The sequence below is a fragment of the Streptomyces sp. NPDC015127 genome (assembly GCF_043080095.1).
Lineage (GTDB): Bacteria > Actinomycetota > Actinomycetes > Streptomycetales > Streptomycetaceae > Streptomyces.
Window position 1 is genome coordinate 127273 of sequence record NZ_JBIBVE010000002.1, and the last position, 14752, is coordinate 142024.

At 72.1% G+C, this 14752-nt stretch carries 12 protein-coding genes; 5 read left to right on the top strand and 7 right to left on the bottom strand.

Going from position 1 to position 14752, the window contains the following annotated elements; all coding sequences use genetic code 11:
* Positions 1–636: 636 nt before the first annotated feature.
* Both ACF08N_RS03930 and ACF08N_RS03935 read right to left on the bottom strand, forming a co-directional pair.
* Complete coding sequence (locus ACF08N_RS03930) at positions 637–2439, bottom strand: ABC transporter ATP-binding protein (RefSeq protein WP_392322984.1); 1803 nt, start codon at positions 2437–2439, stop codon at positions 637–639.
* 56 nt (positions 2440–2495) lie between these two features.
* The gene (locus ACF08N_RS03935; protein WP_392322985.1) at positions 2496–4193 is read right to left on the bottom strand and encodes an ABC transporter ATP-binding protein; all 1698 of its coding nucleotides are present in this window, start codon (positions 4191–4193) and stop codon (positions 2496–2498) included.
* 245 nt (positions 4194–4438) lie between these two features.
* Between ACF08N_RS03935 and ACF08N_RS03940 the strand changes: the two genes are divergently transcribed.
* From ACF08N_RS03940 to ACF08N_RS03960, 5 genes are all read left to right on the top strand, one after another.
* On the top strand, positions 4439–5488 hold the full coding sequence (locus ACF08N_RS03940) for a FecCD family ABC transporter permease (protein WP_392322986.1): 1050 nt from the start codon (positions 4439–4441) through the stop codon (positions 5486–5488).
* Positions 5485–6609: a FecCD family ABC transporter permease gene (locus tag ACF08N_RS03945; protein ID WP_392322987.1), complete on the top strand. Its 1125-nt coding sequence runs from the start codon at positions 5485–5487 to the stop codon at positions 6607–6609. The genes ACF08N_RS03940 and ACF08N_RS03945 overlap by 4 nt, the downstream gene beginning before the upstream one ends.
* Complete coding sequence (locus tag ACF08N_RS03950) at positions 6606–7454, top strand: ABC transporter ATP-binding protein (protein WP_392322988.1); 849 nt, start codon at positions 6606–6608, stop codon at positions 7452–7454. Before ACF08N_RS03945 ends, ACF08N_RS03950 begins: the two co-directional genes overlap by 4 nt.
* A 13-nt stretch (positions 7455–7467) precedes the next feature.
* Entirely contained in the window at positions 7468–9027 is a 1560-nt protein-coding gene (locus ACF08N_RS03955) for an amidohydrolase (protein ID WP_392322989.1), read from the top strand.
* A gap of 82 nt (positions 9028–9109) precedes the next feature.
* Entirely contained in the window at positions 9110–9634 is a 525-nt protein-coding gene (locus ACF08N_RS03960) for a GNAT family N-acetyltransferase (protein WP_392322990.1), read from the top strand.
* 101 nt (positions 9635–9735) lie between these two features.
* On the opposite strand, the gene ACF08N_RS03965 is transcribed toward ACF08N_RS03960, so the two are convergent.
* The 5 genes from ACF08N_RS03965 to ACF08N_RS03985 all read right to left on the bottom strand — a co-directional run bounded on the left by ACF08N_RS03965 (position 9736) and on the right by ACF08N_RS03985 (position 14703).
* A complete protein-coding gene (locus tag ACF08N_RS03965; RefSeq protein WP_392322991.1) occupies positions 9736–10947 on the bottom strand; it encodes an acetylornithine transaminase in 1212 nt (403 codons plus the stop codon).
* Positions 10944–11801: an acetylglutamate kinase gene (argB, locus tag ACF08N_RS03970; RefSeq protein ID WP_392322992.1), complete on the bottom strand. Its 858-nt coding sequence runs from the start codon at positions 11799–11801 to the stop codon at positions 10944–10946. The genes ACF08N_RS03965 and argB overlap by 4 nt, the downstream gene beginning before the upstream one ends.
* A complete protein-coding gene (argJ, locus tag ACF08N_RS03975) occupies positions 11798–12952 on the bottom strand; it encodes a bifunctional glutamate N-acetyltransferase/amino-acid acetyltransferase ArgJ (RefSeq protein ID WP_392322993.1) in 1155 nt (384 codons plus the stop codon). The genes argB and argJ overlap by 4 nt, the downstream gene beginning before the upstream one ends.
* A complete protein-coding gene (gene argC, locus ACF08N_RS03980) occupies positions 12949–13980 on the bottom strand; it encodes an N-acetyl-gamma-glutamyl-phosphate reductase (protein ID WP_392322994.1) in 1032 nt (343 codons plus the stop codon). The genes argJ and argC overlap by 4 nt, the downstream gene beginning before the upstream one ends.
* Before the next feature lie 66 nt (positions 13981–14046).
* Positions 14047–14703, bottom strand: a complete 657-nt coding sequence (locus ACF08N_RS03985; protein WP_392322995.1) for an isochorismatase family protein — start codon at positions 14701–14703, stop codon at positions 14047–14049.
* Between the last annotated feature and the right edge of the window lie 49 nt (positions 14704–14752).

Sequence of the window (14752 nt, forward strand, 5' to 3'; positions counted from 1 at the left end):
CGCGTCTCCCCTGCGGACTGGTCGCCCTGGTGGCTGTGACCGTGGCGGTGTCATGCCCCCGGTGGGGCCGCGCCCCGTGCGGTCGTGACCCTGGTGTGGCCGTGACCCTGGTGGGGAGTCATGTCCCTGCCGGGGCCGCGCCCGGTGCGGTCGTGAACCCTGCGGACCGTGGCCTTGTGTGGCCGTGACCCTCGTGGGGCCGCCCGGTGGGCCATGACCCCGGTGGGGCCGCGCGCCCGTGCGGCTGTGAACCGGTGCGGACCGTGGCCCTGGTGGGCCGTGACCCCCTGCGGCCGGGAACCCAGGCCGGACGCGTCCCCGGCCGGACCGCGTCCCCGGCCGGACCGCGTCCCCGGCCGGACCGCGTCCCCGGCCGGACCGCGTCCCCGGCCGGACCGCGTCCCCGGCCGGACCGCGTCTCCGGGCGGACCGCGTCCCCCGGCCGCATGGGGGCGCCCGGTCGGGGCGGCCAGGGGCGTGTCGCAGCGGGTATGCCGGCGCACGGCCAGGACCGGCGGCCCGGCCCAGGAAGCGTTCGCTGCGGCGGTTGTTCGCGTCGTGTCGGGCACGCGAGCCCGACACCAACGCGTAGGCCCCTGGGGGAATCCCCCAGGGGCCTACGCATCGGTGCCGACTTCAGGACGCGGCGCTGCCCGGCTCCCGCCGGCTGTCGGACCACGCGGCCCACAGCGCCGCGTAGCGACCGCCCGCGGCCACCAATTCGTCGTGCGTGCCCGTCTCGACGACCCGGCCCTGGTCGAGGACGACGACCCGGTCCGCGGTGGCGGCTTGGGGAAGCCGGTGGGCGACCATCAGGCCCGTACGTCCCTCGAGTGCCCGCAGGGCGGCCGTCTCCAGTGTGCGGGCGCCCGCGCTGCCGGCGTCCGCGGTGGCCTCGTCGAGGATCGCGACCGGGGGATCGGCGAGGACGAGGCGGGCCAGGGCCAGTTGCTGGGCCTGGGTCACCGTGAGCCGGTGCCCGCCCTCGCCGACCACCGTGTCGAGCCCCTCGGGAAGTGCTTTCGCCCAGCCCAGGGCGTCGACGCGGGCGAGCGCGGCGCGCAGCTCCTCGTCGGTGGCGTCCGGCCGGGCCAGCCGCAGGTCCTCGGCCAACGGCCCCGCGAACACGTGGACTTCCTGGCTGATCAGCGTCACGGCCCGCCGGATCCCGTCGGGGCCGAGCTCCCGGCTGTCGACGCCGCCCAGGGAGATCGAGCCGCCGGTCGGCTGGTGGACGCCCGCGATGAGTTTCGCCAGGGTCGTCTTCCCGGCCCCGCTGGCGCCGACCAGGGCGACCCGCTCCCCGGAGCGCACCTCCAGGTCCACCTCACGCAGCACCTGGTGCCCGGAGACGTACGCGTGTCCGAGCGCGGACACCTTCACCGAACCGTCCACCGGCGCGGCCGACCCGTCGGACTCCGGCTCCGCAGTCAGGCTCGACACACCGACGAGTCGGGCGAGGCTCGCGCCGGCCGACTGTGCCTCGTCGATCAGGAAGAGCGCGGCGTTGACGGGGTTGAACAGGCTGTGGAAGTACAGCGCTGCCGCGGTCGCCGTGCCGATGCTCACGGAACCGTTGTCGACCAGGACGAATCCGGTGACCAGGACCCCCGTCAGTCCGATGAACTCGGCGAGGTTGAGCCGCGAGAAGAACCCGGAATAGAGGCGGATGCCGCGCAGCGCGAGCCCGACGGCTTCCTGCGACCGCTGCTCCAGCAGCTCCGCGTGCCTGCCGTTCAGCCGGAACGCGCGCACGGTCCGCACGCCGCCGACGCTGTCGAGTAGCTGGTGCTGCAGGGCGCCCGTCGCCACCCGGTGGGCGGCGTACACGGGCGTGGACCGGGGGATGTACCACCTGACGGTGAGGATGTGGACGGGCACGGCCAGCAGGACGGCGAGCAGGAACCGCCAGTCCAGGACGGCGAGCCCGGCCAGCGTCAGACCGATGGTCAGCAGGGCGCTGCTGAACTCGGGCAGCGCCTGGCGTACGGCCTTGGTGATCAGCGTCACATCGCCGGTCACGCGGGAGGTCAGGTCGCCCGAACCGGCCTTCTCGACGCGTTCGAGGGGCAGTCGCAGCGCCCGCTCGATGAACCGCTCGCGCAGGCTCGCGAGGATGCTCTCGCCGAGACGGGCGACGAGGGAGCTGCCGATCGCGGTGCCCGCACCCCGGCCGATGGCCACGGCGATGAGCAGGACCATGGGCAGGGTGAGCGAGCCGGGACCGCGCTGTTCGATCACCAGGTCGACGATGCGGCCGAGCAGCGGGGCGGTCAGCATGCCGATGCCGGTGCCGACGAGCAGGACGGTCACCGCGGAGACGGCCAGGAGCCGGTGCGGGCGCAGCAACGCGCCGACGACGGCGAGCGTCTGGGCGCCCGTGGCGATCGGCAGGAGCTCGCGCTCCGGGCCGGCGGCCCGCGTGCTGGTTCCGCTCATCGTCCGTCCTTTGTCGTTCGCGCCGTTGTCGTTCACTGCTTCGTCCGTCGGGGCCGTCATGCCAGGACCACCGAGCGGTACGCCTCGTCGGTCGCGACGAGGTCCGGATGGCGGCCGTCCGCGGTCACGGCACCGTCGTCGAGCACCACCACCCGATCGGTCACGGCGAGGAGAGCGGGACTGGTCGTCACGAGGACGGTGGTGCGGTCGCGGCGGAGCTCCTTCAGACGGGCGGCGATCCGCGACTCGGTGACCGTGTCTACGGCGGTGGTCGGATCGTGGACGACCAGAACCGGGGGATCGGCGGCAAGAGCCCGGGCCAGCGCGACCCGTTGACGCTGTCCGCCGGACAGGGAGCGCCCGCGCTCGGTGAGCATCGTGTCCACGCCCTCGGGCAGGGCCCGTGCGACGTCATCGGCGGCCGACGCCTTCAGCGCCGGTTCGATGTCCGCCGTGTCGCTGTCCGTTCCGGCCCGTACGTTGTCCAGCAGGGTGCTCTCGAACAGGTCCGCGTCGTGGTGGGCGACCAGGATCGCGCCGCGCACCGCGTCGGGGTCGAGCGAGGCAAGTGATACGCCGTCGAGCTCGACGGCCCCTTCGTCGGGGTCGCGTTCGCGGCCCAGGCAGAGCAGCAGGTCGGTCGCCGCGGCCGGGTCCTTGGCGACCACGCCGACGAAGTCTCCTCGTGCGATGTCGAGGTCGACGCCGCGCAGCGCGCCGTGCGTGACGCCACGCAGCCGGAGCCGCCCGGCAACCGGATGGGCAGGTGTGTCCGATCCCTCCGGCACGGCCGGGGGTGAGGCGAGAACTTCCGCGATCCGGCCGGCCGAGGCACGTCCCTGGGCGAACTCGGCACTCACATAGGTGAGGAGCTGGAACGGTCCGAGGAGGAACTGGGCGAGTCCCACAGCCGCCACCAGGTCCCCGACGCTGATGGAACCGCGTATCGCCAGATGCGCGCCGACCAGCCCGATGACCGCGATGAAGATGCCGGTCAGACAGAGCACCGCGCCGGCGTGCCAGGCCCGGCTCCGGGCGGCACGCAGCGCTGCCGACAGCGAGTCCTGACTGGTCCGCCGGTACCGGGACACCGCGGCCGGTTCGGCGCCGATGCCCTTGAGGACCCGCAGGCCCGCGACGAGGTCGGCGGCGACGCCGGACGCGTGTGCGGCGTGCTCCTGTTCGGCCTCGCTGCGCCGTTCGAGCGGTCGGCTGATCCGGTGGCCGAGCCACAGCAGGGGCGGGACGCCGAGGAGGATGAGCAGGCCGAGCGGCACCGAGATCCGAAGGAGCGTCACCGCGCTGATCGCGAGTCCGGCAACCGCCGACATCGCGTACGGGAGTGCGGACGCCACCGCGCCGACCCGTTTGGCGTCGCCGGTGGCGATGGCGGTCAGCGCGCCGGGGAGCCGGCCCGCGTCCGCTCCGCCGCGCGGGTGGAGCACCCGGGCGCCGAGTTCGAGCCGTATTCGGTGCGCGGCGTGTTCGCTCGCCCCGTCGGTGATCCTCGCGGCGGTCCGGTAGCACGTGGACAGGACGAAGAAGAGTACGGCGAGCACTACCAGCCAGCGCAGCAGGGCGCCGGAGGAACCCGTCGCCACCGCTTCGTCGATGATGACGCCGATGACGACGGGAACCATCGCCTCGCAGGCCTGGTGCGTCATGCCGAGCAGTGACGCCCCGGCCAGGCGGCGACGCTGGCTCCCGATCGCCCTTCGGAGGACGTGGCCCCCCGTCGGTCCTCCGTCGAGCATGCGGGTACCTCCGCGAAGATGGTGGGATAGTTAGGTAAGGCTACTCTAATCAAATGTGGCGCCGAGCTCCCCGTCCGGCCAGGTCCGGGTCGTGTACTGGCGGGAAATGCGCGGGCGTTGACCCTGAATTACGGTTCGGTTAGGCTCACCTAAGTACGTCATTTCTTGCGCGTCCGCCCTGTTTCCGGCGCGACGCGCAATCTGCCGCCGGGGGGTATTTCTTGTTGTCGGTCGAGGCCCGGGCGGTGTCCGAGAGCGGTGCCGACGATCCAGCCACGCCGTCGACGCGCCGGGTCGCGGCGGCAGCACTGCGCAGCGTGGGGCTCCTGGTGGGCCTCGGCGCGCTGATCGTGGTCGCGCTGCTCAGCGTGTGGGTGGGCACCAGGGACATCTCGTTCACCTCGACGTGGAGTGTCCTGTGGCAGCCCGACGGGTCGAACGCGGCGGTCATCATCCACGAGTACCGGATCCCCCGTACCCTGCTCGGCCTCATGGTGGGCCTGGGACTGGGGCTTTCGGGCGCCCTCATGCAGGCGTTGACCCGCAATCCGCTCGCCGATCCCGGTCTGCTCGGCGTGAGCCTGGGCGCCTCGACCGGTGTGGTGGTCGCCATCGCGTTCCTCGGTGTGGGGACGGCCCTCGGCTATGTGTGGTTCGCCTTCGTCGGTGCGGCGATCGCGTCCGTCGTGGTCTTTCTGCTCGGCTCCTCCGGACGCACGCTGGCGACCCCCGACCGCCTGGTCGTCGCGGGAGCGGCGGTCACGGCGGTGCTGTACGCCTTCAACTCGGCCGTGATGCTGCTCGATCCGCGGGCGTTCGACCACTTCCGGTTCTGGACCGTGGGCGCGCTCGCGGGCCGCAACTACGACGTCCTGTACGTGATCCTGCCCTTCGTCGCCGTGGGCGTGGTGATCGCCCTGGCCCTGGCCCCGTCGCTGAACGCGCTGGCCATGGGCGACCAGATGGGACGCGCTCTCGGCGTCGACGTGGGCCGCACCCGGGTGCTCGGCGCCGTCGCGGTGATGCTGCTGTGCGGCGCCGCCACCGCCGCGGCGGGACCGATCGGATTCGTCGGTCTCGTGGTGCCGCACATGGCGCGATTCGTGGTCGGCCCCGACCAACGATGGGTGCTGGCGTACTCGATGCTGATCGCGCCGATCCTGCTGATCGGCGCGGACACCCTGGGGCGGGTGATCGGCGCGCCCGGCGAGGTCCAGGTCGGCATCGTCACCGCGTTCATCGGGGCACCGCTGTTCATCGCGCTGTGCCGCCGCCGAAAGCTGGCGATGCTGTGAGCGCCGTACGGGAGGCCGGCACCTCCACGACCCAGGCAACCGACAAGGTGAGCGATTCCGTGGTCCCGAAGCCCCGCGTGGTGAGCGGTGTCATCATCCGTACCCGGACGGGACGGCTCTCCCTGCGGGTCCAGAGCCGTACCGTCGCCGTGACGGCGGCCCTGCTGGTCGCGCTCGTCGTGGTCATGGGCATCACCCTGACGACGGGGGACTTCCCGTTGTCGCTCACGGAGGTGCTTCAGGCGCTGGCCGGAAACGGGTCGGGCGGCGCGGACTTCATCGTCAACACCCTGCGCATGCCACGACTGGTGACCGCACTGTGCGTCGGGGCGGCGCTGGCGGTCAGCGGGGCCATCCTCCAGAGCCTGACCCGCAATTCGCTCGGCAGCCCGGACATCATCGGCTTCACGAACGGGTCGGCGACCGGAGCGCTGCTCGTCATCGTCGTGCTCAACGGCAGCATGACCCAAATCGCGCTCGGAGCACTCGTCGGCGGGCTGGCCACGGCCGCCGTGGTCTACCTGCTGGTGTTCAGCGCCGGTATGCACGGCTTCCGGCTCGTCGTCATGGGCATCGGTGTGAGCGCCCTGCTGCTCGCCGTCAACTCGTACCTGATCACCCGGGCGAGCTGGCAGGAGGCGCTGGAGGCCCAGGCGTGGCTGATCGGCAGCCTCGGCAACCGGGGCTGGGACCACGCCGGCGCGGTGGGCATCGCGGTGGCGGTCCTCCTCCCGCTCGCCTTCGGCCTCGCCCGCAGACTGTCCATGGTGGAGATGGGCGACGACACGGCGACGGCACTCGGCGTCAACGTGTCGCGCGACCGGCTGGCCCTGCTCTTCATCAGCGTCGCCCTGGCGGCGTTCGCCACCGCGGTGACCGGTCCCATCTGGTTCATCGCGCTGGCGGCGCCCCAGCTCGCCCGGCGGCTCATCAGTTCGTCCGGCGGCGCCGGACTGGTCCCTGCCGCCCTCATGGGCGCCGTACTGCTGGCCGGGAGCGATCTCGCGGTGCAGCGCATCTTCTCACCCGCTCTCCTTCCGGTGGGCACGGCGACCGGCACCATCGGTGGGTTGTATCTCATCTGGCTGCTGGTCACAGAATCGCGAAAGAGCCGCGCATGACAGCGACGATCCCCCCGACAGCCCGGCTGCGTGCCGAGGACCTGACACTCTCCTACGAGCAGCGGACCGTGGCCACCTCCCTCGGGGTCGTCATTCCCGACCACTCCTTCACGGTGATCATCGGTCCGAACGCCTGCGGAAAGTCCACCCTGCTCAAGGCGTTGGCCCGCATGCTGCGGCCCAAGGCCGGAGAGGTGTATCTCGACGGGGCGGCCATCTCGTCGTACCGGACCCGGGAAGTCGCGCGCCGGCTCGGCCTGCTCCCGCAGTCGTCGACCGCGCCCGGCGGCATCACGGTGGGGGACCTGGTGGCCCGCGGCCGCTACCCGCACCAGCGGATGCTCAAGCAGTGGTCCGCCGACGACGAGTCCGCCGTGATCGAGGCGATGAGCCAGACCGGCGTACTGGAACTCGCCGACCGGCCCGTCGACGACCTCTCCGGCGGCCAGCGCCAACGCGTATGGCTGTCGATGGTGCTGGCGCAGGAGACGTCCATCCTGCTGCTCGACGAACCGACGACCTACCTCGACATCGCGCACCAGGTCGAGGTGCTGAATCTGTGCGCCGATCTGCACGAGCGGAAGGGCCACACGATCGTCGCGGTCCTGCACGACCTCAACCAGGCCTGCCGCTACGCCAGTCACCTGGTGGTGATGCGGCCCGGCGGCACCATCGCCGCCGAAGGGGATCCGGCGACGGTCATGACCGCAGAGCTGGTCGAGGACGTGTTCGGCCTGCCCTGCAGGATCATCGACGACCCGGAGACCGGCACACCGCTGATGGTGCCCACCGCTCGCAAACCTCACGCCATGGCCGGCGACGCCGCGGCAGCGGACACACGCTAGGGACGGACTGCCCATGCTCTGCACCAGGCTGACGAACGCGAACATCGTCACCATGGCCCCGGACCACCCCGTCGCCCACGACCTGGGCATCTGGCGCGGCCGGATCGTGGGTCTGGACGACGCGGTGACCTCGCTGCCCGCACGCGAGGTGATCGACCTCCAAGGCGCCACCGTGCTGCCCGGATTCATCGACAGCCATGTGCACATGGCCTGGACGGGTCTCAAGGCGAGCACACCGAGCGTGGCGCCGTGCACGCGGGTCGAGGACGTACTCGCGGTCGTGGCCGAGGCGGTCGCCCGCAAGCCGTACGGTGCCTGGGTGGACGTCGCGGGGTACGACCAGCGGGCGCTGGGGCGCCACCTGACCGCGGCCGAACTGGACAAGGTCGGCGACGGGCGCAAGGTTTTCATGATGCACGACTCGGGACACGCCTGCGTCGTCAACAGCGGTGTCCTGGAGCTGCTGCCCGCCGACGTCCCGCACCAGGACGGTTTCCTGGCCGAGAGCGCCATGACCGCCGCGCGGCGGCTGCGGCTGCCGTACTCCCAGGAGGAGATCGCCGACGCGATCGAGCGCGCGGGCCGGGTCTGCCTGGCGGAAGGCATCACCGCCTGCGCCGAGGCGGGCATCGGAGGCGGCCTGCTCGGCCACAGCCCGGTCGAGCTCGGCGCCTACCAACTCCTGCGGGACCAGGGGCGCCTGCCCCTGCGCGTACAGCTCATGGCCGCCGGTGACACGCTGCGCCCCGTCGCCGCGCACGACTCCGACGGCATTCCCCGGGCCCTCGACCTCGGGCTGCGCACCGGCTTCGGTGACGACTGGCTCTCCATGGGCGCGCTGAAGATCTACACCGACGGCGGCATGATGGCCCGCACGGCCGCACTCACCAGGCCGTACCAGGGGATGGAACACACCGGCCAGTTCCAGGACGAGCCGGAGCGCATCGCGGACACCATCGTGGCCGGGCACCTCGCCGGCTGGCAGCTCGCCGTCCACGCCATCGGCGACCGCGCCGCCGACCTCGCCCTGGACGCCCTGGAACGGGCACAGAGCATCCGGCCGCGTCCGGGCGCCCGGCACCGCATCGAACACGCCGGCCTGATCCGGCCCGACCAGCTCCCGCGCTTCGCACGGCTGGGCGTGGCGGCGGTGATCCAGCCCAACTTCCTGCGCTACTTCGGCGACGACTACGCCGCGATCATGGGTGAGGACCGGGCACCGTGGCTGTACCGGGGGAGAGGGTTCCTGGACCACGGCATCACCCTGGTGGGCAGCTCCGATCGTCCCGTCACGGACGGATCGCCGCTGCGGGCCGTCCAGTTCATGGTCGAGCGTGCCTCCGAGTCGGGTCAGGTCATCGGCCCGGACGAGGGCATCACCGTCGAGGAGGCCCTGCGTGCGTACACCGTCGGCGGGGCCTACGCCTGCCACTGGGACGACAGCGCGGGCACTCTCGCTCCGGGGAAGCGCGCCGACCTGGTCGTGCTGGGCGACGACCCATGGCGCGTCAGCACCTCACGCATCGGTGACATCGCCGTGGTGTCGACATTCGTCGACGGGCGCCGGGTTTAGGTTAGGCTAACCTTAGTTCATGTCCCAAGTGTCGGCGCCGGCCGGCCCTCTTCGTCGGGGTGGGACCGAAGGAAGGAATGCCTTGACCACGGCCACCCCGCGCCTCGGCGCACTGCTGCCACGCACATCCCCGCCCGCCTCGCTCACCGTACGGTCCGCGTCCGCCGGGGATGCCCGCGCCCTCGAAGCCCTTTCGCGGCCGTTCGTCCGCACGGGCGCGTTGCGGGCGCGTCCTCGTTCCCTCTACGCCGCCGACGCGGCCGACTTCCTGGTCGTGGACGCCCCCGACGGCACGCTGGACGGCTGCCTGGGCCTGCGTGTTCACGCCGCCGACACGGTGGCCGGCCGCGGGCCCATGGGGATCCTGTACAACTTCTGCGTCGCGCCGCACCGGCAGGGCCACGGGGTCGGCGGGCTGCTCCTGCGCGCGGCGCTGGCCAGGGCGACCGCTCAGTCGCTGGACGCCCTGTTCACCGCGACGACCGGCGGTGGTGAACTCTTCCGCCGGCACGGCTTCGCACTCGCCAGTGCGCGTCTCGCTCCCGCGGCCTGGGCGAACTCCCTCGACCCCCGCCGCAATTCGCAGGTCCTCGCCCACGTGCTCTGAACCGCTTCTCGCCCACGTGCTCCGAACCGCGGGGCGGTTCGCACGCAGCAGGGGCTGGTCCGGAACGCCTCCGGACCAGCCCCTCCTGCGTGACGCCCTTGTCAGGCGTCGAGAACGCCCGGCAACGCCGCGAGCAGAGCGTCCACCTGCGCCTCGCCGACCGTCAGCGCCGGAGCCAGCCGCAGCGTCGTGGGGCCCGTGGCGTTGACCAGGAAACCCGCGTCCTGCGCGGCCTTCTGCACGCGCGGCGCGACCGGTTCGGCGAGGACGACGCCGAGCAGCAGGCCCACGCCCCGCACATGGCTCACGCGGGGATGCCCCAGTTCCTCGACACCGCGCCGCAACCGCTCGCCCACACACGTGACATGAGCGAGCAGCCCCTGCGCCTCGATGGTGTCGAGTACGGCGATGCCGGCCGCACACGCCACCGGATTGCCGCCGAAGGTGGAACCGTGCTGCCCCGGTGTCAGCAGGTCCGCCGCGGTACCGAACGCCACCGTGGCGCCGATCGGCAGACCGCCTCCCAGCCCCTTGGCCAGGACCACCACATCGGGGTCGGCGCCGTCCACCGCCTGATGCGCGAACCACCGTCCGGTGCGACCGATTCCCGTCTGCACCTCGTCCAGCACCAGGAGCGTGCCGGTGGCCCGGGTGATCTCACGGGCCGCCCGCAGGTACCCCTCGGGTGCCGGAATCACCCCGGCCTCGCCCTGCACCGGCTCGATGAATACGGCCGCCGTCTCCTCCGTGACCGCTGCCCGCAGCGCCGCCACATCACCGAAGGGCACATGGGTCACCTCGCCGGGCAGCGGCAGAAAGGGTGCGCGTTTCGCGGGCTGCCCGGTGAGGGCGAGCGCTCCCATCGTCCGGCCGTGGAAACCGCCCTGGGCCGCGGCCACATGGGGACGCCCGGTCCGACGGGCGATCTTGAAGGCCGCCTCGATCGCCTCCGTCCCGGAGTTGGAGAAGAACACACGACCTTGTCTTCCCAGCAGCCGCAGCAGGCGCTCCGCCAGTGCGACCGGAGGCTCGGAGACGTACAGGTTGGAGACGTGACCGAGCCCGGCGATCTGGGCGCTCACCGCCGACACCACGGCGGGATGGGCGTGCCCGAGTGTGTTCACGGCGATCCCGCCGGTGAAGTCGAGGTACGCGCGCCCGGACTCGTCCCATACGGTGCTCCCCTCGCCCCTGACCAGAGCCAGTGGGGGAGTGCCGTAGGTGTCCATCATCACGGCGCGCCAGCGGTCGGTGAGCAGCGGGCGGTCCTCCTCGGCAGCGGCCAGGAGCGCCTCGTCATGGCCGACGGTCATGCGTGCTCCTCCTGCGGGTCCGGAACCACGGTGGTCCCGGAGCTGTCGTGGGTGAAGACGCCCCGCACCACGGAGTGGGGCACCCGGCCGTCCAGGACGTGCGCCATGCGCACGCCCGACTGGACGGCCCGCAGGCAGCCCTCCATCTTGGGGAGCATCCCGCTCGCCAATTCCGGCAGCAGCTTCTCCAGCTCACCGGCCGTCAGATGGGCGATCACCTCGGGGCTGTGGGGCCAGTTCGCGTACAGGCCCTCGACGTCGGTCAGCATGACCAGCTTCTCCGCGTCGAGAGCCACCGCCAGCGCTGACGCCGCCAGATCGGCGTTGATGTTGTAGACCTGCCCGTCCGCGCCCCGCGCCACGGGGGAGACCACGGGGATGCGGCCCTGGTCCAGCAGAGCGCGCACGGTTTGCGGATTCACCTCGGTGATGTCGCCGACCTGCCCGATGTCCACCGGTTCGCCGTCCACCCATGCCACCCGCCGCACGGCCGTCATGGTGTGCGCGTCCTCGCCGGTCATCCCCACGGCGAACGGCCCGTGGTGGTTGATGAGGCCCACCAGCTCCCGCTGGACCCGGCCCGTCAGCACCATCCGGACCACGTCCATGATCTCCGGAGTGGTGACCCGCAGTCCCGCCTCGAAGCGGACCTCCAGATCGAGCCGTTCGAGCAACGCGCTGATCTGCGGTCCGCCGCCGTGCACGACCACCGGGCGCAGCCCCGCGCGCCACAGCTCCACGACATCCTGGGCGAACGTCCGCTTCAGGTCCTCGTCCACCATGGCGTTGCCACCGAACTTGATCACGACCGTCCGGCCCCGGAACGCCTCCAGGTGCGATTCCTCCGCGCTCATGAGCTGTACGCGCTGTTCTCGTGGACGTACTCGGCGGTCAGGTCATTGGTCCAGATCACCGCCGACGCGTCACCGGAGCGCAGATCGACCGTGACCCTGATCCGGCGCCCCGACAGGTCGACCTTGTCGCGCGACTCACCCGCCGCGCCGTCCCGGCACACCCACACATCGTTGATGGCCACGTCCAGGCGGTCCGGGTCGAACACGGCATCCGTCGTACCGATCGCCGACAGCACCCTGCCCCAATTCGGGTCCTCCCCGTGCAGAGCGCACTTGAGCAGGTTGTTCCTGGCCACCGAGCGGCCCACCGTCACGGCGTCCCCCTCCGACGCCGCGCCGACGACCTCCACCTCGATCTCCTTCGAGGCGCCCTCCGCGTCCGCGACCAACTGCCGTGCCAGGTCCAGGCACACCGTGTGCACCGCCGCGGCGAAGGCGGCCGGATCCGGTGTCACCCCCGAGGCGCCCGACGCGAGCAGCAGCACGGTGTCGTTCGTGGACATGCAGCCGTCCGAGTCCACCCGGTCGAAGGTCGTACGGACCGCCTCCCGCAGCGCGGAGTCGAGGTCCGGCGCGCTCACCTCCGCGTCCGTCGTGAGCACCACGAGCATGGTGGCCAGGCCGGGCGCGAGCATGCCCGCGCCCTTCGCCATACCGCCCACCGTCCAGCCGCCCGGGCCGGACGCCACCGCCGTCTTGTGCACCGAGTCCGTCGTCTTGATGGCGACGGCCGCGTCCTCGCCCCCTTCGGGCGACAGCCGTGCGGCGGCGGCGTCGATGCCCGCCGTGACCCGGTCCATCGGCAGCCGCACGCCGATGAGGCCGGTGGAGCACACCGCGACCTCGTCCGCGGCTGTTCCCACGGCCCGCGCCGTCCGCTCGGCCGTCACCCGCGTGTCGTCGGCGCCCGCGGGCCCCGTACAGGCGTTGGCGCCACCGGAGTTGAGGACGACGGCGGAGATCCGGCCGTCTGCCAGCACCCGCCGGGACCAGCGGACGGGGGCGGCCTGGACCCGGTTGGAGGTGAACACCCCGGCCGCCGCGCGCGACGGGCCACTGTTCACCACCAGGGCAAGGTCGGGATCACCGGACTCCTTTATCCCGGCGGCCACACCGCTCGCGAGGAATCCCTGTGCAGCGGTCACGGTCACGGGGCCACTCCATTCGTGGGAAGGCCCAGCCCTTCCGGCAGGCCCAGGGCGACATTCATGCTCTGCACCGCGCCACCCGCGGTGCCCTTCGTCAGGTTGTCGATGGCGCTCACGGCGATCAGGCGACCGGCCTGCTCGTCCACCGTCACCTGCACCTGCGCGGTGTTCGACCCGAGGACGGCGGCGGTGGACGGCCATTGGCCGTCCGGCAGGAGCCGGACGAACGGCTCGTCGGCGTAGGCGGCTTCGTACGCGGCCCGCACCTCGCGCGGGCCGGTGCCGGCCGGACGTACACGCGCCGAGCAGGTGGCGAGGATGCCCCGGGCCATCGGCGCCAGAGTGGGCGTGAAGGACACGGTCACGTGCTCGCCCGCCACCCGCGACAGGTTCTGCGTCAGTTCGGGCGTGTGCCGGTGGCCACCGCCGACTCCGTACGGGCTCATCGCGCCCATCACCTCGGAGCCGAGCAGGTGGGCCTTGGCCGCACGGCCCGCTCCCGAGGCGCCGCTCGCGGCCACGATCACGGCATCCGGCTCCACGAGGCCCGCGGCGAACGCCGGGAACAGCGCCAGGGTCACCGCGGTCGGATAGCAGCCGGGCACGGCGACGCGGGCCGCTCCCTTCAACTCGGCGCGTGCGCCCGGTAGTTCGGGCAGACCGTAGGGCCAGGTGCCGGCATGGGCCGAGCCGTAGAACCGCTCCCAGTCCGCCGCGTCACGCAGCCGGAAGTCGGCGCCGCAGTCCACGATCAGGGTCTCGGGAGGCAACTGCTCGACCAACGCGGCGGACTGCCCGTGCGGCAGTGCCAGGAACACCACGTCGTGTCCGCGCAACGACGCGGCCGAGGTCTCCACGAGCACCCGGTCCGCGAGCGCGGCCAGGTGCGGCTGCACCTCCCCGAGCGTGCGGCCCGCGCTGCTGTGTGCGGCGACCACGCCGATCTCCACCTCGGGGTGTGTCACCAGCAGGCGCAGGATCTCCCCGCCGGCGTAGCCGCTCGCTCCGGCCACCGCGACCCGTACCGTCATGTTCCTTCGTCTCTCCTCGTGCCTGCTCGGTGCCGGCCGCTTCCCGGCCGGATGTGTGATGTGCCGTCATGCGCCGCGTGTGGACCTGCCGATCAGGAGGTCGCGCAGCAGTGCGTCGGTGGTGCACACCACGCCGCTGCGTGCGGCCCACCGCAGCGCCATGGAGTGTTCCTCGGCGGAGAAGTCGGCCACGGCGTCGGCGACGACGAAGGGCTGTATGTCGTGCATGAAGGCGTCCGCCGCGGTCAGCAGGACACCGAGATGCGCGTACACACCACAGAGGATCAGCTGGTCCCGGCCCGTGGAGTGGAGCAGTCGGCCGAGATGGCTGCGGAGGAAGGCGTTGTGGCGCACGTTGGCCAGCAGGTGCTCTCCGGGCCGTGGAGCGAGCGGCGCGACGATCGCGGCGGCGTCGGGCTCGCGGCCGATTCCCGGGCCCCATACGTCGGCCAGCAGTCCGCGCTGCTCGGGCCGTTGAGCGGCCGGCTCGGCGCTGAAGACGACCGGCATGCCGAGTGTGGCCGCGAGTTCGCGCAGGGCGGCGATGTTGTCGACGAGCTCCACGACGGGGGAACGCCCCGCCGGGAACGCCTGGACGAAGTGGTTCTGCATGTCGTGGACCAACAGCGCGGCCCGTGCCGGGTCGATGGTCCAGGGGACGCAGGAGGGAGGGATCGCGGAGCGGTCGGGCATGGGGTAGGAGCCGATGGCCGGCAGGCCCATGGGTGATCTCCTCCCCTGATGACATGTCCACCGAGTCCGGACCCCATGC

Bases quoted from the DNA above. Each gene is read 5' to 3' on its own strand.
- ACF08N_RS03965 (WP_392322991.1), bottom strand. From the start codon at position 10,947: ATGACCGTCGGCCATGACGAGGCGCTCCTGGCCGCTGCCGAGGAGGAC.
- ACF08N_RS03930 (WP_392322984.1), bottom strand. From the start codon at position 2,439: ATGAGCGGAACCAGCACGCGGGCCGCCGGCCCGGAGCGCGAGCTCCTG.
- ACF08N_RS03985 (WP_392322995.1), bottom strand. From the start codon at position 14,703: ATGGGCCTGCCGGCCATCGGCTCCTACCCCATGCCCGACCGCTCCGCG.
- ACF08N_RS03955 (WP_392322989.1), top strand. From the start codon at position 7,468: ATGCTCTGCACCAGGCTGACGAACGCGAACATCGTCACCATGGCCCCG.
- ACF08N_RS03935 (WP_392322985.1), bottom strand. From the start codon at position 4,193: ATGCTCGACGGAGGACCGACGGGGGGCCACGTCCTCCGAAGGGCGATC.
- argB (WP_392322992.1), bottom strand. From the start codon at position 11,801: ATGAGCGCGGAGGAATCGCACCTGGAGGCGTTCCGGGGCCGGACGGTC.
- ACF08N_RS03950 (WP_392322988.1), top strand. From the start codon at position 6,606: ATGACAGCGACGATCCCCCCGACAGCCCGGCTGCGTGCCGAGGACCTG.
- argC (WP_392322994.1), bottom strand. From the start codon at position 13,980: ATGACGGTACGGGTCGCGGTGGCCGGAGCGAGCGGCTACGCCGGCGGG.